This is a genomic window from Ralstonia sp. 25C, assembly GCF_051904805.1.
Lineage (GTDB): Bacteria > Pseudomonadota > Gammaproteobacteria > Burkholderiales > Burkholderiaceae > Ralstonia.
Genome location: NZ_CP196738.1, coordinates 1,023,398 through 1,040,623, shown reverse-complemented (window position 1 = coordinate 1,040,623; position 17,226 = coordinate 1,023,398). Strand labels below are relative to the sequence as shown.

14 protein-coding genes are annotated in these 17,226 nt (G+C 57.0%); 3 read left to right on the top strand and 11 right to left on the bottom strand.

The window, feature by feature from the left end; genetic code table 11:
* Positions 1-14: 14 nt before the first annotated feature.
* The 11 genes from lhgO to ACS7SF_RS23090 all read right to left on the bottom strand — a co-directional run bounded on the left by lhgO (position 15) and on the right by ACS7SF_RS23090 (position 14,285).
* Complete coding sequence (gene lhgO, locus ACS7SF_RS23140; protein WP_439892830.1) at positions 15-1,217, bottom strand: L-2-hydroxyglutarate oxidase; 1,203 nt, start codon at positions 1,215-1,217, stop codon at positions 15-17.
* Positions 1,218-1,231: 14 nt separating this feature from the next.
* Positions 1,232-2,170 carry a glutarate dioxygenase GlaH gene (gene glaH / locus ACS7SF_RS23135; protein WP_439894462.1) on the bottom strand — a complete coding sequence of 313 codons (939 nt, stop codon included), beginning with the start codon at positions 2,168-2,170 and terminating at the stop codon, positions 1,232-1,234.
* A 129-nt stretch (positions 2,171-2,299) separates the two neighbouring features.
* A complete protein-coding gene (locus ACS7SF_RS23130; protein WP_439892829.1) occupies positions 2,300-3,088 on the bottom strand; it encodes an HAD hydrolase-like protein in 789 nt (262 codons plus the stop codon).
* A gap of 332 nt (positions 3,089-3,420) precedes the next feature.
* Positions 3,421-4,848 carry an aldehyde dehydrogenase family protein gene (locus ACS7SF_RS23125; protein WP_439892828.1) on the bottom strand — a complete coding sequence of 476 codons (1,428 nt, stop codon included), beginning with the start codon at positions 4,846-4,848 and terminating at the stop codon, positions 3,421-3,423.
* Complete coding sequence (locus ACS7SF_RS23120; protein ID WP_439892827.1) at positions 4,845-6,080, bottom strand: CaiB/BaiF CoA transferase family protein; 1,236 nt, start codon at positions 6,078-6,080, stop codon at positions 4,845-4,847. The genes ACS7SF_RS23125 and ACS7SF_RS23120 overlap by 4 nt, the downstream gene beginning before the upstream one ends.
* Positions 6,081-6,181: 101 nt before the next feature.
* On the bottom strand, positions 6,182-7,498 hold the full coding sequence (gene gabT, locus ACS7SF_RS23115; RefSeq protein WP_439892826.1) for a 4-aminobutyrate--2-oxoglutarate transaminase: 1,317 nt from the start codon (positions 7,496-7,498) through the stop codon (positions 6,182-6,184).
* Positions 7,499-7,575: 77 nt separating this feature from the next.
* Entirely contained in the window at positions 7,576-8,115 is a 540-nt protein-coding gene (locus ACS7SF_RS23110) for a hypothetical protein (RefSeq protein WP_439892825.1), read from the bottom strand.
* A 193-nt stretch (positions 8,116-8,308) separates the two neighbouring features.
* Complete coding sequence (locus ACS7SF_RS23105) at positions 8,309-9,847, bottom strand: APC family permease (RefSeq protein WP_439892824.1); 1,539 nt, start codon at positions 9,845-9,847, stop codon at positions 8,309-8,311.
* Between the two features lie 130 nt (positions 9,848-9,977).
* A complete protein-coding gene (locus ACS7SF_RS23100) occupies positions 9,978-11,480 on the bottom strand; it encodes an aldehyde dehydrogenase (protein ID WP_439892823.1) in 1,503 nt (500 codons plus the stop codon).
* Between the two features lie 191 nt (positions 11,481-11,671).
* Entirely contained in the window at positions 11,672-13,129 is a 1,458-nt protein-coding gene (locus tag ACS7SF_RS23095) for a sigma-54 interaction domain-containing protein (protein WP_439892822.1), read from the bottom strand.
* Complete coding sequence (locus ACS7SF_RS23090) at positions 13,116-14,285, bottom strand: PAS domain-containing protein (RefSeq protein WP_439892821.1); 1,170 nt, start codon at positions 14,283-14,285, stop codon at positions 13,116-13,118. The genes ACS7SF_RS23095 and ACS7SF_RS23090 overlap by 14 nt, the downstream gene beginning before the upstream one ends.
* Positions 14,286-14,553: 268 nt before the next feature.
* On the opposite strand from ACS7SF_RS23090, the gene ACS7SF_RS23085 reads away from it, so the two are divergent.
* Genes ACS7SF_RS23085 through ACS7SF_RS23075 form a run of 3 tightly spaced genes read left to right on the top strand, consistent with a single transcriptional unit; the run spans position 14,554 to position 17,177 of the window.
* Complete coding sequence (locus tag ACS7SF_RS23085) at positions 14,554-15,156, top strand: dimethylamine monooxygenase subunit DmmA family protein (protein WP_439892820.1); 603 nt, start codon at positions 14,554-14,556, stop codon at positions 15,154-15,156.
* Complete coding sequence (locus ACS7SF_RS23080; protein ID WP_439892819.1) at positions 15,153-16,118, top strand: PDR/VanB family oxidoreductase; 966 nt, start codon at positions 15,153-15,155, stop codon at positions 16,116-16,118. The genes ACS7SF_RS23085 and ACS7SF_RS23080 overlap by 4 nt, the downstream gene beginning before the upstream one ends.
* A gap of 12 nt (positions 16,119-16,130) precedes the next feature.
* Positions 16,131-17,177 (top strand): heme-dependent oxidative N-demethylase family protein, encoded by a 1,047-nt coding sequence (locus ACS7SF_RS23075; protein ID WP_439892818.1) that lies wholly within the window; start codon positions 16,131-16,133, stop codon positions 17,175-17,177.
* The last annotated feature ends 49 nt before the right edge of the window (positions 17,178-17,226 follow it).

Below are 17,226 nucleotides of genomic sequence, written 5' to 3'. Positions count from 1 at the left end.
GCGCTTAATAACCTTCAGTGACCCCGCGCATCTATCGCTCGAGCGATATGCTGACCAATCTCGATGGACGCAGTTGCGGCAGGTGACGGCGCGTTGCAGACGTGAATAGCCCGATCGCTTGGGATGAGATGAAAGTCGTCGACAAGCGTGCCGTCTGCTTTCAGGGCCTGGGCACGAACACCTGCGGGTGCCGGCACAAGATCACACTCTTGAATCTCGGGAATGAGCTCCTGCAAACTCTTCACGAACGCAGCCTTGCTGATCGAACGGTGCATTTCCTCCAGACCCTCTCGCCAGTACTTTGACGAGAGCTTCCAGAAACCGGGATAACTTAGAACTTCGCTCAAGTCGCGAAGACTGAAGTCGCGTTTGCGGTAGCCCTCACGTTTGAAAGCGAGCACCGCGTTAGGCCCGGCTTCGACGTGCCCTCCGATCATGCGCGTGTAGTGCACACCCAGGAAGGGGAAGTTCGGATTGGGCACCGGATATATCAGGTGCTTTACGAGATGCCTGCGCTCGGGGCGAAGTTCGTAGTACTCACCTCTAAATGGGACGATCTTGAGATCGTCGGCGACCTCGTCCATGCGCGCCACGCGGTCCGAATGTAGACCCGCGCAGTTCACAACAAACTTCGCTTCGATGACACCGCTACGCGTCTCGACTTCGACGTGCGAGGACTTCTTGCGGATCGCCGAGACTTTCTCGCCCAGGCAAATCTCCCCGCCACCCATTGAGATGATGCGACCGAACGCCTGACATACCTGCTTGTAGTTCACGATGCCAGCTGCAGGAACGCGAATAGCTTGCAGGCCTGACACGTGCGGCTCAATCTCCACAAGTCTTTCTGGGCCGATCCTCTCGATGGTTAGACCGTTTTCCAGTCCCCGCTGGTACAGATTCTCAAGAAGAGGCAATTCTGCCCGCTTCGTGGCGACAATAACTTTGCCGCAGATTTCATGTTCAATTCCATGCTCCTCGCAGAAGCGGACCATCGACTCACTACCGGCGCGGGCGAACTTGGCTTTAAAACTCCCAGGTTTGTAGTAGATGCCCGAATGAATGACACCGCTGTTGTGTCCCGTCTGGTGCTCGGCGAGGGAGTTCTCTTTCTCGATGACGATAATCTTCTTGCCGGGATAGCGCTGTGTCAGCGCCATTCCCGTAGAGAGTCCGACGATGCCTCCGCCGACGATCGCAAAATCATATGGCTGCTTCATAGACTTCGATCGCCTCACAGTTGCGAGAACTCTCCGCGAATGCGCATGAGTTCGCGGTGCAGTTCAGGGTTTTTCTCGAAGGGCGCACGACCGTGCAGCCAGAACAAATTGTTCAGCATGACGAGGTCGCCGACGGGCAGCGGAATCGCCCCCGTTCCCTTCGATGCTTCCATCGAATCCGAGAGGCTTTGCAGGTAGTGTGCGTGCTCAATGGATTCAGGACATGCGAATTGGTCAATGAAGCAGATCCCAGGCTTGCCGTCGACTTTGAAAAACGTACGTCGCTCAACTTCCTGCGCGACATTCTTGCTCGGCGGAGACTTGTACGTGAATTTGTAGCTGGCAAGCGGATGCTGACTGAACTCGTCCAGTTGCTCCCAGTCGTCCAGGTGCAGCAAGCGTGATTCGCCGCCGACGGCATTAAGCTCGCTGAACTTCATCATCAGCAGCCAGTCGGTCGGCTCGTCGACAAAGGTACCGTCGGTGTGCAGCGTGAACAGGCGATAAGCCTGTCGGAGGTAAGAGTCGCTGTTGTCGGTATCCTTCACGAGGAAGCGTGCGTAGTACGTGCCCGACATTGAGTCGTGATTCGCAGGCCCGACAAGATGCCCCATCGCGGTACCAAACTTAACGTAGTCATCCGCGTCACTAGTCATGCCCTGCACGCCAACGGTCAGAGCACCGCTTTCGCGATCGCGAAGGATCGCGCGAACCGTCTGTGTGAACGTCGGGCCAAGCAACGCTGCGAGCTTCCCGGCGAGTACAAAGCGCATGTACGGCACGTACTCAAGGTTCTGGCTGTTGATCGTGCGCGTTTGCTCAAAAAACTGCTCAAGCACTTGTTGATCAATATCGATATGACGGATTCGCGCGTGATGCGGATTGTCCCCCACAGTGAAGCGCTGCTTCTGGTTAAAAAGGCTCGAATCCTTGAGCTCTGCAATATTGGTCATATTCATCCCCTCAGTCTCCTTCGCGTATCTGTTTCGGATGAAAACCATTCTAGTGACGGCATAGATGGCTCTCAATTCGATTCAGGCACGATTCAATTCAGAAAAACTGATTTGTTGGCGGAGATGGCCTCAAATTTTGCGTACAGAAGAGCGCAGGGGCACGCTGAGCTGCCTGTGACCGGACGATGAGACTTGTTGACGAATACGAGTGATGGCCGGGACTGTGAGCACACCCGCGTTGAGTTCCTTAATGCCGACAACGTTCAGAAGCGGCTGTGACTCATCTCCCATATGCGGCAAGATCATGTGCGCCGCCTCGAAGTCCTGGTCTGCGCTCCAGAAGGTCGGAAGCGCAACCGTCCAGATGCCGGCAGCAGCTGCGGCTCGAACGCCCAAGGTTGTCGCCGCTAATGCCACCGCGGTGTTTGTGGGCAGCTCAAGCGCATGCAAGAGCCGTTGAAACATGTCGCTTGTGACCTCGCTGAAGCGGGTGCCATCACCGGCAACAACAGCGCAGATCTTAGCTGGCCAATTGCCACCCAGAAGCGACTCAAGCGCAATGGATACCGAACTCGGAGCCTGACTCGTGATAACAGCAATGCGATAACCCTCCTGCTCGGCTTGCTTCAGAACGCGCGAGACGCCCGGCCTGAAAGCGAGACCGCGCTCCTTGAGCAGTTGGTTGAATGCGTTGACGCGTTCAACCTCGATGCTATTCAAGAGATCCTCTGACCAGTGGGCCTCAACTTGTTCCTGGTAGCACGATGGCAGTTGGGATCGGCTGCTGACCGCAAGCAGGCGTTGGTACACCTCGGGCGTCCATCGCAAATCCAGCCCCACGCGAGCAAAGGCAGTGTTGAAGGCCAGCAGATGGAGCGCATCCGTATCGGCCAGCGCTCCATCCAGAGTGAAAATCAAGACTTCTATCGACACGTGTCACCTCGAATGAAAAGTGACCAAGACGCACGCACGGTGCTTTGCTCACAGATTGATGAGCGGTCGATTTGCTTTCCGAGTTGGAAACTACGACCGCCAAAAATTGTCGAATTACAATCACGTTTCGTGCCAACCCGCGCCATGCACGCGGATATATACCTGAGGCCATTTCAACGACGACTAAACGATTATTTGATGCGATTCTGCGTTGTTGGCGTACCGCGATATGGCAGAAATGAATCACCGAAAAAAAAGGCATCGACGAATCGATGCCACAACGTCCCTAGGAGACCGGACGAAACTGTTTAGCGTATTCAGCCGTTATATGCCGTCTTAACTGTGGTAAAGAATTCCGCAGCGTAGCTACCCTGTTCACGGCTGCCATAACTCGACGCCTTGCGCCCTCCAAACGGCACGTGGTAATCCACGCCCGCCGTTGGTACGTTAACCATGACCATGCCGGCTTGCGCCTCCCGCTTGAACCGCGTTGCGAGCTTGAGGGAGGTGGTGCAGATGCCTGCCGACAGGCCGAACTCACTGTCATTGGCCTTCTGCAACGCATCGTCGAAGTCACGCGCCGCAATCAGACTCACGACCGGTCCGAAGATTTCCTCGCGCGCGATGCGCATAGAACTATCAACATCGGTGAAAAGCGTGGGCGTCAAGAAGAAACCATCTGTGTCCCGCTTGATGCGTTCACCACCGAATGCCAGCGTTGCACCTTCGTCCAAGCCGATACGGATGTATCGCATGTCAGTTTCGATTTGGCCAGCATCGACGACCGGGCCGATATCGGTTTCGGGCGACAAGGCGTGGCCAACACGCAAGCGCGAAAGGCGGTCCACAAGCGCGTCGCGGAAACGTGCATAGATGCCTTCCGTGACGATGATGCGACTGGAAGCCGTGCAACGTTGACCCGTTGAGTAATAGGACCCCTGCACCGCACAGGTCAGCGCCGTTTCAAGGTCGGCATCATCGGTAATAACGAGCGGGTTCTTACCGCCCATTTCTAACTGCAGCTTTGCAAACCGCGCACCCGCCGTTGCCATTACGCGAGAGCCTGTCCCGGTTGAGCCCGTAAAGCTGATCGCGTGCACCTTCGGGTTTTCAAGCATCGCCTTTCCGACAACGCTACCTCGGCCGATGACGAGATTGAAGACACCGGGTTGAAAGCCCGCGCGGCTGATGATTTCGCTGAGTGCCCAAGCCGATGAAGGAACGAGCTCAGCGGGCTTGAAGACCACGCAGTTTCCGTAAGCCAATGCCGGTGCGATCTTCCACGCCGGAATTGCGATCGGGAAGTTCCACGGAGCAATGATGCCGACGACGCCCACCGGCTCGCGCGTGATATCAACACTCAGGCCGGCGCGAACAGACTCAACATGCTCCCCGCGTTGACGAAGAACTTCACCTGCGAAGAACTTGAAAATTTGTCCTGCGCGGGCGACCTCTCCTATTCCTTCAACACGGGTCTTTCCCTCTTCGCGAGAGAGCAACTCGCCCAGCTCTTCCTTGCGCGCAAGCAGTTCGCTTCCCACGCGGTCCAACGCTTCCGAGCGAGCCTGCACTCCGAGCGTTTGTCTCGTTACGAATGCCTCGTATGCACTGTCTATTGCCTCGTTTGCCAGTGCTTCGTCAGCTTGGGAGAACTCATCAACGACATCCGACGTGTCGGACGGGTTGATATTTCGATAGACCTCGGAGCCTTGACGCCACTGCCCACCAATAAAGCTCGATTTCATTCCTGTACCCCGATAACTTGTTGATTCAGTAGAAGGTCAATCTTCTCGTCGGACATGCCGAGCACACCGCTTAGCACTTCCCTCGTGTGCTGTCCGAGCAGGGGTGGCGGGGCGTTGTACTTTGGAGGCGCCTCGCTCATGCGAATCGGATTGGCAACTGTCCTGACCACACCTCCCAACGGATGCGGTTGCTCGATAACTGTGTTGCGCGCGATCACATGCGGGTCGCTGAAAGCCTGACCAATGTTATTGACCGGGCTGCATGGAACCCCATTTGCCTCAAGAGCGGCCAGCAGTTCCGATGTGCGCCACCGCCGGATGTCTTCCTGAAGCATTGGAACCAGCGTGACTCTCGCGTTGACGCGCCCACGATTGGTCGAAAATCGTTCGTCGTCAGCCAGTTCCTCTCGCAGAAGTACTCGGCACAGACTTCTGAACTGCGTGTCATTTCCCACTGCGACAACGAGCCTGCCGTCCGATGTCTCGAAGTCTTGATATGGGACGATGTTAGGGTGAGCGTTGCCCAGGCGTACCGGGGAGACACCTGTCGTAAGGAAGTTGGAAGCCTGATTTGCGAGAGCTGCGAGCTGAACGTCCAGTAGGGAAATGTCGATGTATTGACCAACCCCGCTTGTCGCTCTGCGATGCAATGCCGCGAGAATAGCGGTACTGGCGTAGATACCGGTCATGACATCGGTAAGGGCAACGCCAACCTTTTGGGGCCCGGCGCCAGGTTGACCATCGGGGACGCCCGTAATGCTCATAAGCCCGCCGATAGCCTGTATTGCAAAGTCATAACCAGGTCGATCAGCGTAGGGGCCTGTCTGTCCGAACCCGGTAATCGAGCAGTAAATCAAGCGCGGGTTGTGCTCACGAAGGCTTTCGTAATCCAAGCCATATTGCGCAAGGCCCCCTGCCTTGAAGTTTTCCACCAGCACGTCGGACTGACACGCGAGACTCTTGACGATTTCCTGGCCGGCAGGCGTAGCGACATCCACAGCGAGCGAGCGCTTGTTGCGGTTGGCCGTGAGGAAGTATGCCGACTCGGACGTCGGCCTCCCTTCCTGGTTCGTCAGGTAAGGCGGTCCCCAGGCACGGGTGTCATCCCCTAACCCACGTCGCTCAACCTTGATGACATCAGCGCCGAGGTCCGCGAGGATTTGAGTTGCCCACGGCCCGGCAAGGACCCTCGATAGATCGAGGACGCGAACGTCAGATAGTGCAGAAGCCATCGGATTACTCGGTTATCAGTGCAGAGTGAAAAAGGGGCGCGAGCTTGCGCCGCGCCCTCTTCCAGATGACGATAGGCAATCGATACGAATCGTTCGTCCGCTCAGGTCCCGGTACGCAGTTCAGCGCCGTTGGCTCCAGCAGAAAGCTTCAGCAGAATGTTCTCGATAATGTCGAGCCCTTCATCGATAAGGGCATTCGAGACGGTAAGCGGCAGCATGACGCGCAGCACGTTGCCGTACGAACCGCACGTGAGCAACAAGAGCCCCTCTTTCTGAGCCTCGGCTTTCAGCGTATTCGCGATGTCCGCTGCGGGCTGGCCGTTTCTCGTAAACTCGACGCCGGTCATGGCGCCAAGCCCTCGCACATCCGCAATTTCGGGCACCTGCTCGCGCAATGCATTGAAGCGAGCACGCAAGCGTTCGCCAATCGCTTCGCTACGGGCGCAGAGCGACTCCTCTTCCATCACGTCGAGTACGGCCAACGATGCAACACAGGCCATGGGGTGCCCTGCGTACGTACTGCCAAGACCGCCCGGCGGAATCGAATCGAGGACATCGGCGCGGCCGACCACCGCGGAAATCGTCATGCCCCCGCCAAGGCCCTTGGCCATCGTGGTGAGGTCCGGGACGACGCCCGAATGCTCCATGGCAAACATGCGGCCGGTACGGCCCACGCCGGTCTGGATTTCGTCGGCAATCAGCACGATGCCGTGTTTATCGCAAATTTCGCGCAGTTGCTTGAGGAACGCGGTCGGGGCAGGAATATAACCGCCCTCGCCCTGAACGGGCTCAACAATGATTGTCGCCACACGCTGCGGGTCAACCGTGTATTTGAAGAGGCGCTCGACCCCGTGAATGGCGTCATCTACCGAAATCCCGTGCAGCTCGGAGGGGAACGGTGCCTGGTAAACCTCCGCGGACATCGGACCGAACCCAGCCTTGTACGGTGCGACCTTGCCCGTCAAAGCCATCGCCATGAACGTACGCCCATGAAAGGCGCCGTCAAACGAAATAACAGCCGAGCGCTTGGTGTAATGGCGAGCCACCTTGACGGCATTCTCGACAGCTTCAGCGCCCGTGGTCATGAAAAACGCTTTCTTCGCAAAGTTGCCTGGCGCAAGGGCCGAAAGGCGTTCGGCAAGTTCCACATACGATTCGTATGCGACGACCTGGAAGCAGGTATGCGAGAACTTCTCAGCCTGCTTGGCAACAGCCTCCGAGATTTTTGGATGGCGGTGTCCCGTATTGAGAACGGCGATGCCAGCGCAAAAATCGATATAGCGATTGCCTTCTACGTCCCAAATTTCTCCGTTCTCGGCACGCTGCGCGAAAACCGGGTGAGCATTCCCAATGCCTTGCGGCACCGCGTTTGCACGTCGTGCCATCAAGGCCTTGTTCGTTTGCTCTGCATTCGACATCTTTTCACTCCTGGTGGATACGATGTGGCCATCTGACCACGACAATTCAAAGACTCAGTACATGCCGCGACTCGCCGCTACTTGGACAGAACGATTTCACCCTTTCCACTTCCGAAACCCGTCCAGTGGGTGTCCGACTGGCTCGTGAAAGCCTCTTTCGAAACCAGCCGACCAGATGCCGTCTTCCATTTACCGGTTCCGCCGTCCAACTTAAAGGTGATGCCGTCATAGACTGTGTCGATGGCGCTGAACAACTTGTCGCCATCCTTGTCCTTCATTTCGCATCGGCCACTGCCCTTGGCAGTCACCTCTTTACCGACGGTGGTATCGGTTTCTATGCCGACGCACGTTGTATCGAAGAAGACGTCGCCCTTCGAGGCCAAGTTGAGCCGATAACTTCCGCGCAACTGAAACACTGCGGTCGACCGATTCCCGCTCTCAGCCATGCTTGGCGAGAAATCCGCTGTCCAGCCGCTTGACAGCACAACGGGCTCCGCAGACGCGGCTGCGGACACAAACAGGACGCCCAGTCCGAGCAACATCGCTTTTGTCTTCATGGCACTGTTTTGAAAGGTAATAAAACCGTCGAACTCGCTCGACGCCTGAAATTCAACCAAAGCGCTTTAGATTCCAGTCCTGGAGGCAAAGCAAAGTACAAATGCCTCGGCCAGAAACCTGCAAACTCGGGTAGAGATCTTCTTCATTTCACTCTCCTTCTGGCAGAACCTCGACAAGGCACCTGCCGAACAATCTTGCGGAGCGGAGTGAGCCCAGAGTTTGCGAGCCCCTCCGCAGGGCACGCGCCAGATATCAGCTGTTACGGGTCGCAGACACTTCCTGGAATGTGCTTGCCTCATGCGTCGCAACTCGCTGCCGCTTCTGCAGCAAATGAGCGTCGCCAGCGGGGGCATCACCGCGTTCATACGGGCGACGGAGCACCATGTAGAAGAGCCCAACGCCGACCACGACCGCCGCGGAAACCAACATGGCATAGTTGGAGTACCAAGGAGCATTGGGCGTACGCGGCCACACCATATTGACGATTGCTGCGACACCGTAGGCAAACGCGGCGAGATTCACCGGCCACGCCCAGAGGCCCAGGCGGAACTTGCCCGAAGGTACCCAGCCACGGGCGCGTGCAATCAAGGCACCAAGGACAATCATCTGGAAGCCGAGATAAATGCCGACCGAGCCAAAGATGATGATGGTTTGAACAGCGTTTTCCAGAAAGAGACCGAGAATCGCGACACCGGCAGGGAAGAAACCTGCGACCAACAGTGCACCGACGGGCACTTGTGTGTTGGGCGAGAGCTTCGACAGCCGCGCACTACCAAAGATCATCTTGTCGCGTGCATACGCAAACAGGAGGCGGCTCGCTGCTGCCTGAAGGCTCAGCAAGCACGAGAAGAACGAAACGAGCACCACTGCGATCACCACGCGGAAGCCCACCTCTCCGACTGCAGTACGCAGCACGGTCGCGACCGGATCGGTGTCCTTGCCTGCAAGCACGTCTGCCAGATTGGGAATAGCGAGAATGAGCGCAAGGAGAACGAACATCGCTGAGCCGCCGCCGATGTAGATCGTCATTCGCATCGCCTTCGGAATCGCCTTACCAGGGTTCGGTGTCTCTTCAGCAACATCACCACAGGCTTCGAAGCCATAGTAGGCAAACATCGCTGCAACGCTCGATGCGATGAAGGCCTTCAGGTAGCTGCCATCCACGTTCACGCCGTGCGTCTGAAACAGGGTGGAGAAATCCAGATGACGCGCGAAGAGGAGTAGGTATCCGCCAACCACAACAGCGCCAATCAATTCGCAGATGAAGCCGAACATCGCTACGCGCGCAAGCAGACGTGTACCGCTTACGTTCAGTACCGTCGTGAAGACAATCATCGCAACCGCAATCCAGACCTCAATCGAGTGTGAGACCTGCAACCCGAGTAGCTGAGCGACATACGGTGCTCCGCCTGTGGCCACTGCAGCGATGGTCGTACATAACGCCCAGATGTAAATCCAGCCCGCCATCCACGCCCAGCGCTTGCCAACCAGTCGGCGCGCCCATGGATACAGACCGCCCGAGATTGGGAACTGAGAAACCACCTCGCCGAAAACGAGGCACACCAACAACTGCCCAAGCCCGACGAGCAGATAGGTCCAGAACACCGGTGGGCCACCCGCGGTAAGCGCGAACTGGAACACCGTGTAGACACCGACGACAGGGGAAAGATAGGTGAAGCCAAGCGAGAAATTCTCCCAAAGGCTCATCGAGCGATCAAAGTTGGACGAATAGCCCAGGGCTTCAAGTTGAGCCGAATCGTCAGCGGCATCATGGTGGTTGGATAGGGGCATGGTCTCTCCCACGAATTCAATGGGGGTTTTTAAGGGACAGTCTTGCGCTGCCGTAATGCAAGCTTGATTTGAGATATGACGCTGGCCAGGCACGGCGCTGTCTAAGATGCACGGCGCCGTGCCAGTGGATTTATTCCAGGTTCAGCCACACGGACTTGCTTTGCGTGTGGGCCAGGATGGTTTCGAAGCACTTGTCGCGGCCTTGGCCCGATTGTTTGAAGCCGCCCCAAGGCTGGGTCATATCGCCATGGTCGTAGCAGTTAATCCAGACGATGCCCGACTCAACGTTGCGAGCCACGCGGTGAGCACGCGTGACGTTCGATGTCCAGATGCCGGCAGCCAGGCCGTAAATCGACGAGTTGGCAATGTCGACCGCCTCTTCTTCAGAGTCGAAGGGCATGATGGCAGCGACCGGCCCGAAGATTTCTTCGTTTGCGATGCGCATGCTGCGGTTGACGTCTGTGAAAAGTGTCGGGGCAACAAAATTGCCGGCACGCAGTTCCGTCGGAATCTGGCCGGCGAGCGACAGCACGCCGCCTTCGCCATGGCCGATGTCGATATACGACATGACGCGCTTGAACTGCTCCTTGGTCACGAGGGGGCCCATCGTCGTGTTCGGATCGAGCGGGTCGCCAGGCTTGAACATTGTCGGAGCAAGTTCCACGAATTTCGCGACAAACTGATCGTAGATGCCGCGTTGAACGAGGATACGAGAGCCCGCGCTACAGACTTCGCCTTGGTTTCCGTAGATGCCCGTAATCGCATAACGGACAGCCGTTTCAAGATCTGCGACGTCATCGAAAACGATCTGCGGGCTCTTGCCACCACACTCGGTCGTCACGCGCTTCATGTTCGACTGACCGGCGTAAATCATCATCAGCTTCCCAACTTCGGTGGAGCCGGTGAAAGAGATCTTGTCGACGTCCTTGTGGAGCGCCAATGCCTTGCCTGCGTCTTCGCCAAAACCATTGACGACGTTGAACACCCCGGCGGGGCCACCCGCCTCGACGAAAAGGCGAGCGAGCAAGAGTGCGCTCGTCGGTGATTGTTCTGCAGGCTTGAGCACGACCGAGTTGCCGGCAGCAAGGGCCGGCGCCACCTTCCACGCTGCCATCATGAGCGGGTAGTTCCAGGGCGTCACGGCACCAACGACGCCGATGGGCTCGCGGGAGATGAAGTGAAACGCGCTGGAAGCCGTGTTGGTCACGACGCCTTCGATCTTATCGATGGCTTCAGCGAAGTACTGGAAGGTATGCGCCGAGAACGGTACGTCACCGTTGAGCAAGTCGCTGATGGGCTTGCCCATATCGAGACTGTCGAGGAGAGCGAACTCTTCAGTATGGTCCGAAATCAGTTGAGCCATGCGGAAGAGCACGTCCATGCGATCGCGGGGCGCCATTCTCGACCACACGCCTTCTTTGAACGTACGGCGTGCTGCTGCAACAGCCAGGTCAATGTCCTTTTCGTTGCCGCGAACCATCGTATGCTGGTTCAAGCCTGTGGCAGGATTCACCGTCGTGAAGCGACCACCGTCGACGGCATCGACGAACTTGCCGTCGATGAAAAGTTCGGTCTGAACCTTCAGGTCCTTCGCCCGGGCATGCCAATCGACCGCTTTGACTTCTTCGCTCATTTTCCTGTTGCTCCTCAAACATGTTTTAGCTGGTGCTCCGAACGAACCGCCAGTCGGGCCAATCAATGCACCTTCCGTGCCAACCTCATGTTTAAGCCGTAGAAGCCTTACAGGTACTGAGTCTCTCTAATCTGATTGGATTTATAAAATAGTCGTTGATGCGACAGAGCATCGAACGATGCGAATACGCATCACGTTTCTGAAGCGGTTGATGATCGACTCTTGCGCGAGATGGTGGCGATGTCGGTTTGCAACAGCTCAGCCGCCTTACGCTTGCTGCCGCCGCGGCGAATAGCGTCTTCAATGACCTTGCTTTCGTACCGGCGCACAAGCGCCTTCAGACCTAGCCCTGTCGCCGCCTCTTCCTCAGAGACATCGTCAGTCAAAGCTCCGCGACCGGTGACCAGCATGTTGCCGCCGTCCAATGCCACTTCTTCGGGGACCTCAAGAAGAAGGTCGTCTTCAGTCGCCGTGGTTTCACAAGCCACAGACAGATACTCAACCAGATTTTGAAGCTCGCGAATGTTGCCCGGAAAGTCGTAGCTTCTCAGCTTCTCTCGACAGCCCTTTGTGAGCTGCAGAGGGGTTTCGCGACGCTGGTTGGCGTCCGTGAGGAAGCGCTCCAGGAGCGGGTCAATGAGGTCTCGTTGCAAACGCAACGGAGGCAGGGATAGCACAACAACCGACAGACGGTAGTAGAGGTCGCGCCGAAAGCGTCCCTGCTCCACCAGTTCGCGCAGATTCTGGTTGGTCGCAGCAACGACATTCACCTTGACCCGGCGTGGCTGCGTGGCCCCCACTCGCTGCACCAGCCCCGACTCGAGAACCATCAGAAGCTTCGCCTGGGATTGCAGCGGCGTCTCACCGATTTCGTCGAGAAAGAGCGTCCCCCCATCTGCCGATTCAATCAGTCCGGGCTTGCCTCGAGTCAGTGCGCCTGTGAAGGAGCCCCGCTCATAGCCAAACATTTCGGATTCGAAAAGCGATTCGGGAATACCCGCGCAGTTCACATGTACAAAAGGCGAACTCTCGCGACCAGAGCGACGATGCAGCAGCTTGGCGAATTCCGTCTTCCCGACGCCAGACTCCCCCAACAGCAGCACGCGGCTCCCCATGGCGATCGCGCGTTGCCCGACGGTCAGGAGCTTCGCCGTGAGCCCCGTGGCGCCCATCAAGGAATTGGTCTCGAAGTGTGATTTGTTTGCTGCCTTCGACGCGCTCGCAAGCACCCCGGGGGCGCCCTTGCTGAATGCATCGAGATTGCGCTGCATGATGATGTAACACGTCATTGCGCCTTTTCTGTCGCGCAATGCGCGTCCCGTGATCACGAGACTCCGACCTATGCCATCAACCAAGTTCTCGACAAAACGCTCGCCTTTCGTGAAGGCCTCAAGAATTCCCGGACATTGGATAAAAGACTCGTTCACGAACTCGGCAAGCGGCCTACCTACGATGGAAGCACGAGGCATTTCATTCATGCTCTCGCCAGCCGCATTTACGAATCGCGTCACCCCACCGCGGTCGACCATCAACATTCCATCCGGAAGGAGATCGCACACTGTGCTCCACCGCGGGTCGTCGAGGAACTCAAGCAGTTCTTCATGCGACCAACCCGCCTCATCGAGTTCAGAGATGTTAGCGAACTTCATCGGTGGACCTCTTTGACGCAGCACTGCGCCGACGCGCCTGAATGGACTTCCGTACCACGGGGGCAACTGGACGAATGGAGAATACAAATTCGGAGAACAGGTCATCACCCACGGGCCCCACCCGGACATCACAGTCCATCACGGCACCGTTCTCAAACTTCACGACATCAACCCAACGATGCGTCTCACCATTGGTCCACCGGCGCTGAACCTTGGCGTCAGACATCGACATGAAGTCGGTCACCTGCGCGGTCAGAATGCGCGATGAGGTTGTTTTGAAGAGTCGCTCACAGGCGGGGTTCACCGCTGTGATGGTGCCGCTTCTGTTAGCTACGAGCACGGCATCAGGAATTGCGCTCAAGATGCGTTGCACAATTTCTGCCGTCTGCATGAGCTTGTCCCGCTCATTCCGGAAGTCTGTCAGATCTTGCAGCGTTCCCCACATTCGCGTGAGAAAGCCATCCTGTATCTTTCCGCGCACGTTGTTCTCAACGTACATGGTTGAGCCGTCGTACTTCAGGTCGATGGTGAGACTGCGATCAACGTTGAAGTTGTTCCGTATCAGGCTGCGAACGAAAGACTCGTTCTGCGGACTGCGTGGGAAGTAGGTCCGCACAGGCTGGTCGTTGATATCGACGCCTTCGGGAAGCGAATAGAAGCGAGACATCGCTTCGTTGCAGTTCGACCAGTGACACTCGTTCGAAAAGATTTGGCGAATGATTTCCGGCTCTGTCTCCCGCAGGTCGACGGGCTCCGTGAACTCGATACACCACATCGGCTGACTCGTGGTCTCAATGTAGCCGCGCAGAAGCTCAGCGCCACTCTCAATCTGGGCGTACAACTGGCGCTCACCCACTGCCTCTACGGCGAAGACTTGAAGTGCCGGCTCTCCATGGTGCCGCACCCCTGTGAGCCTCGCGCTGACCGCAACGGGTTTACCCTCGAGGATCATCTCGAGTTCTTCATTCGCCGTAACCGTGTCGAGCGTGCTCAGGCCGAGGTAGTTATCCAGGACGCCAACAGACTTGTCAGTGAACAACTGAGGGCTTGGCAGCCCGATGACCGAAGCGGCATCGCCACCACTCAAATCCAGCAGCAAAGTACTCGCGTCGACTACGACTCCAGAGCGCGAAATCGCCAGTGCAATGACTGGCATGTCTGACAGCACGGTGAACCTCCCGGAGGACCGCTGCCGAAGCAGCGCTGATGCGCGTTTGTTATATCTTGCTGCGAATTTGCATCAATCAAACATAAAACGAAAGCACTTCCTCCCTAAGGATTTCCCCTATACGCCCGCATTTATGGGCTTCCTGGGATCTGGCACACATCTCGCTTACGTCGCCTCCGAATTCGCTTCGCACGATCGGTTGATTCACACACAGCATCGGCGATGCGAAGTAAACGAACGTCCAAGGAGGCAAACCATGTTGATCACCGGCATCAAAAGCCGTCCGGTGTATGACGTCCTCACGCCGATGAGCAATGGCGCGATGCACGTCCTAGCAGGTCAAGGAAGCGGAGGCCAAGCGCTCTTGCGTTTGCTTGGCGAACTCACCGGCAAGTCTGAACAGATCACCGTCTTCTACTCCGCCGAATCGTTTTCCGGGAAGGACTATTCAACACAGCTGCGCTCCGCTGCAGCAGACAATCTCACGCTGTTCGAGACCAACGCACAACTGGTCTCGCACCTCGACTCCTACCTGTTGACGGCAAAGACCGGGCTGCGCCTTTACCTCGCTGGCTCGGAAAGCTTCATCGGCACGGCGATGCAGGTTGCCAACAAGTTCAACCTGAACAACGACGAAGTGCTGCGTGAACATGGCGGCACATTCGTGCGGCGAGTCTGGTGCGTGCACTGCGACACGTACACGGAAAACGTCACGCACCGAGTCTTCAAGTGCCCTGGCTGCGGCCTCGACCTTGTCGTTCGCGACCATTATTCGCGCCACCTGGCTGCATTCATGGGCGTCAAAGCAGACGCGGAACAGACCGGCAACATGCCGGCGGCAGAGGAGCTCGATACATGAACTCGCACGCAGGTACCTTGCCGGTTGTTGTCACGGCAATCGAAGACATCACTCCCCTCATCAAAGTGTTCACGCTTGAAGACCGGGAAGGCAAACCGCTTCCTGGCTTCTCCGGCGGGAGTCATGTGGTCGTGCTGATTCCCGACGAAGGGAAGATCTATCGCAACCCGTACTCGCTGATGAGTACGCCTTTCGATACCACGTCGTACAAGATCGGCGTGCGCCGTCAGGACAATGGCCGGGGCGGCTCACTCAGCATGCACAACGACGTGCACGTGGGCATGACTTTGCACATCACCCACCCCATTAACAACTTCCCCCTGAACCGTCGCTCGCTCAAGCACATTTTCATTGCGGGTGGCGTTGGCATTACGCCCATCATTTCGCAGATTCACGACCTTCAGGTCGGCTCGGTTCCGTATGAGTTGCACTACGCAGTGCGCAACGGGGACCACGCAGGAATGAAGCAGTTCATCGGGGACGACGAGATCGGCACCACGTCGATGTACTTCGACAGCGCGGATGCACAGATTGACTTCGACGCTATTCTGGGCAATCAGCCCTTGGGCTCGGATGTGTACATCTGCGGTCCGGCACCCATGATCGAAGCTGTTATCGCTTCGGCTCGCGCGCTCGGTTGGGCCGACAGCCACATTCATTGGGAAGAGTTTGTCGAAGCCTCTACGGGTGAGGCCTTCGAGGCGTTTCTTAAGAAAGCGAACAAACGAATCATGGTGCCGCCGGAGCTCAGCTTGCTCGAAGCAATTGAAGGCGCCGGTTTGGATATGCCGTACCTATGCCGCGGCGGTGCCTGCGGTCACTGCGAAACCGAAGTGGTCGAGCTCGACGGCGAAATCATCCACCGAGACATCTGGCTCAGCGACGAGGACAAAGCGGCGAATCGAAAAATGATGCCGTGCGTTTCGCGCGCCAAGTGCAAGAAGCTCGTCCTCGACCTCTAACCGGAGCGAATCATGTCCATCGCGTTCAAAACGACTGAAACCTATCGCGACGATTACACCTTCAAGAACAGCAAAGAAAGCATTCAGCGCTTCCCTTTCCCGTTCTTTGAAGACAAGTACGAATACACGATGAACCTTGAGCCGCACGTGCGCATCCCGGGGGGCGTGTACGAGGCCAACTTCGACATCGATGAACACTACGTCTCCGAGATGAAAGAGCGAGCCATCGCGCTCGCCGAAAGGCCTGGCCAGCACTACAAGGCCTTGCCCAACATGATGCAGGCGCAGTGGGACCTGCTCGAGCTCATCATGGAATCCTATGCTAGGGATTACCCAGAGTATTTCTCTTTGAGCATCGACGGGGCAAAGTGGACCTGGGAGAACAAGCTTCTCGGCTTGAAGGATACATTCACCTTCGGTGATCCAAAAACACTGCCATACGAGCCGATGGAGTACATCACTCGCCAGGCTCAGGGGGAATGGATTGTCGTGGATGACCGCGATGACACGCTCTACTGGTCCGCGGCCATGGCGACCGAACGCGCGGACTATTCCCTGCGCTTCAATCTCGGCATGAGCTGGAAGGAGTGGCATGGCCCGACAATTTCGTCGCTGCATGACAGCGGCATTCTCGAACGAGGCCTGAAGTTCCTTAAGCGCATGCGAATTGGTCACCCAGTTCGCCGTCTTAACTGGACATTTACTGTCAACCCACGTCTCGAAACGTCTGCAGAGACATTACCGGTGTGGGCTCCTGACCGAGCCAAGCTGACGCCTGAAGATGTTGGCAAGAAGGTCAACATGCGCGTGGAACTGCAGCCCCTCCACCGTCTGCCACGCAGCAACGCTATCGTGTTTCCTGTGCGTACGTACTTCGCGAGTCTCGAAGAACTCTGCACGATTCCGAAATGGGCACGTCGCATGCACCGTGTGCTGCGTGATCTCAATCCCGAACTACGAGACTACAAAGGGTTCACGCTCTACTACGACCTGATGGTCGAGTACCTCTCGAAATTCGACGACGGCGCTCCCACGTCACCGGGCAACGGTCCGGAATAAATTCCTCAAAAGAATCGCTCAGGCGCACGCGGCAACACGAGCGCCTGAG

Bases quoted from the DNA above. Each gene is read 5' to 3' on its own strand.
- lhgO (WP_439892830.1), bottom strand. From the start codon at position 1,217: ATGAAGCAGCCATATGATTTTGCGATCGTCGGCGGAGGCATCGTCGGA.
- glaH (WP_439894462.1), bottom strand. From the start codon at position 2,170: ATGACCAATATTGCAGAGCTCAAGGATTCGAGCCTTTTTAACCAGAAG.
- ACS7SF_RS23125 (WP_439892828.1), bottom strand. From the start codon at position 4,848: ATGAAATCGAGCTTTATTGGTGGGCAGTGGCGTCAAGGCTCCGAGGTC.
- ACS7SF_RS23120 (WP_439892827.1), bottom strand. From the start codon at position 6,080: ATGGCTTCTGCACTATCTGACGTTCGCGTCCTCGATCTATCGAGGGTC.
- gabT (WP_439892826.1), bottom strand. From the start codon at position 7,498: ATGTCGAATGCAGAGCAAACGAACAAGGCCTTGATGGCACGACGTGCA.
- ACS7SF_RS23105 (WP_439892824.1), bottom strand. From the start codon at position 9,847: ATGCCCCTATCCAACCACCATGATGCCGCTGACGATTCGGCTCAACTT.
- ACS7SF_RS23100 (WP_439892823.1), bottom strand. From the start codon at position 11,480: ATGAGCGAAGAAGTCAAAGCGGTCGATTGGCATGCCCGGGCGAAGGAC.
- ACS7SF_RS23095 (WP_439892822.1), bottom strand. From the start codon at position 13,129: ATGAAGTTCGCTAACATCTCTGAACTCGATGAGGCGGGTTGGTCGCAT.
- ACS7SF_RS23090 (WP_439892821.1), bottom strand. From the start codon at position 14,285: ATGCCAGTCATTGCACTGGCGATTTCGCGCTCTGGAGTCGTAGTCGAC.
- ACS7SF_RS23085 (WP_439892820.1), top strand. From the start codon at position 14,554: ATGTTGATCACCGGCATCAAAAGCCGTCCGGTGTATGACGTCCTCACG.
- ACS7SF_RS23080 (WP_439892819.1), top strand. From the start codon at position 15,153: ATGAACTCGCACGCAGGTACCTTGCCGGTTGTTGTCACGGCAATCGAA.
- ACS7SF_RS23075 (WP_439892818.1), top strand. From the start codon at position 16,131: ATGTCCATCGCGTTCAAAACGACTGAAACCTATCGCGACGATTACACC.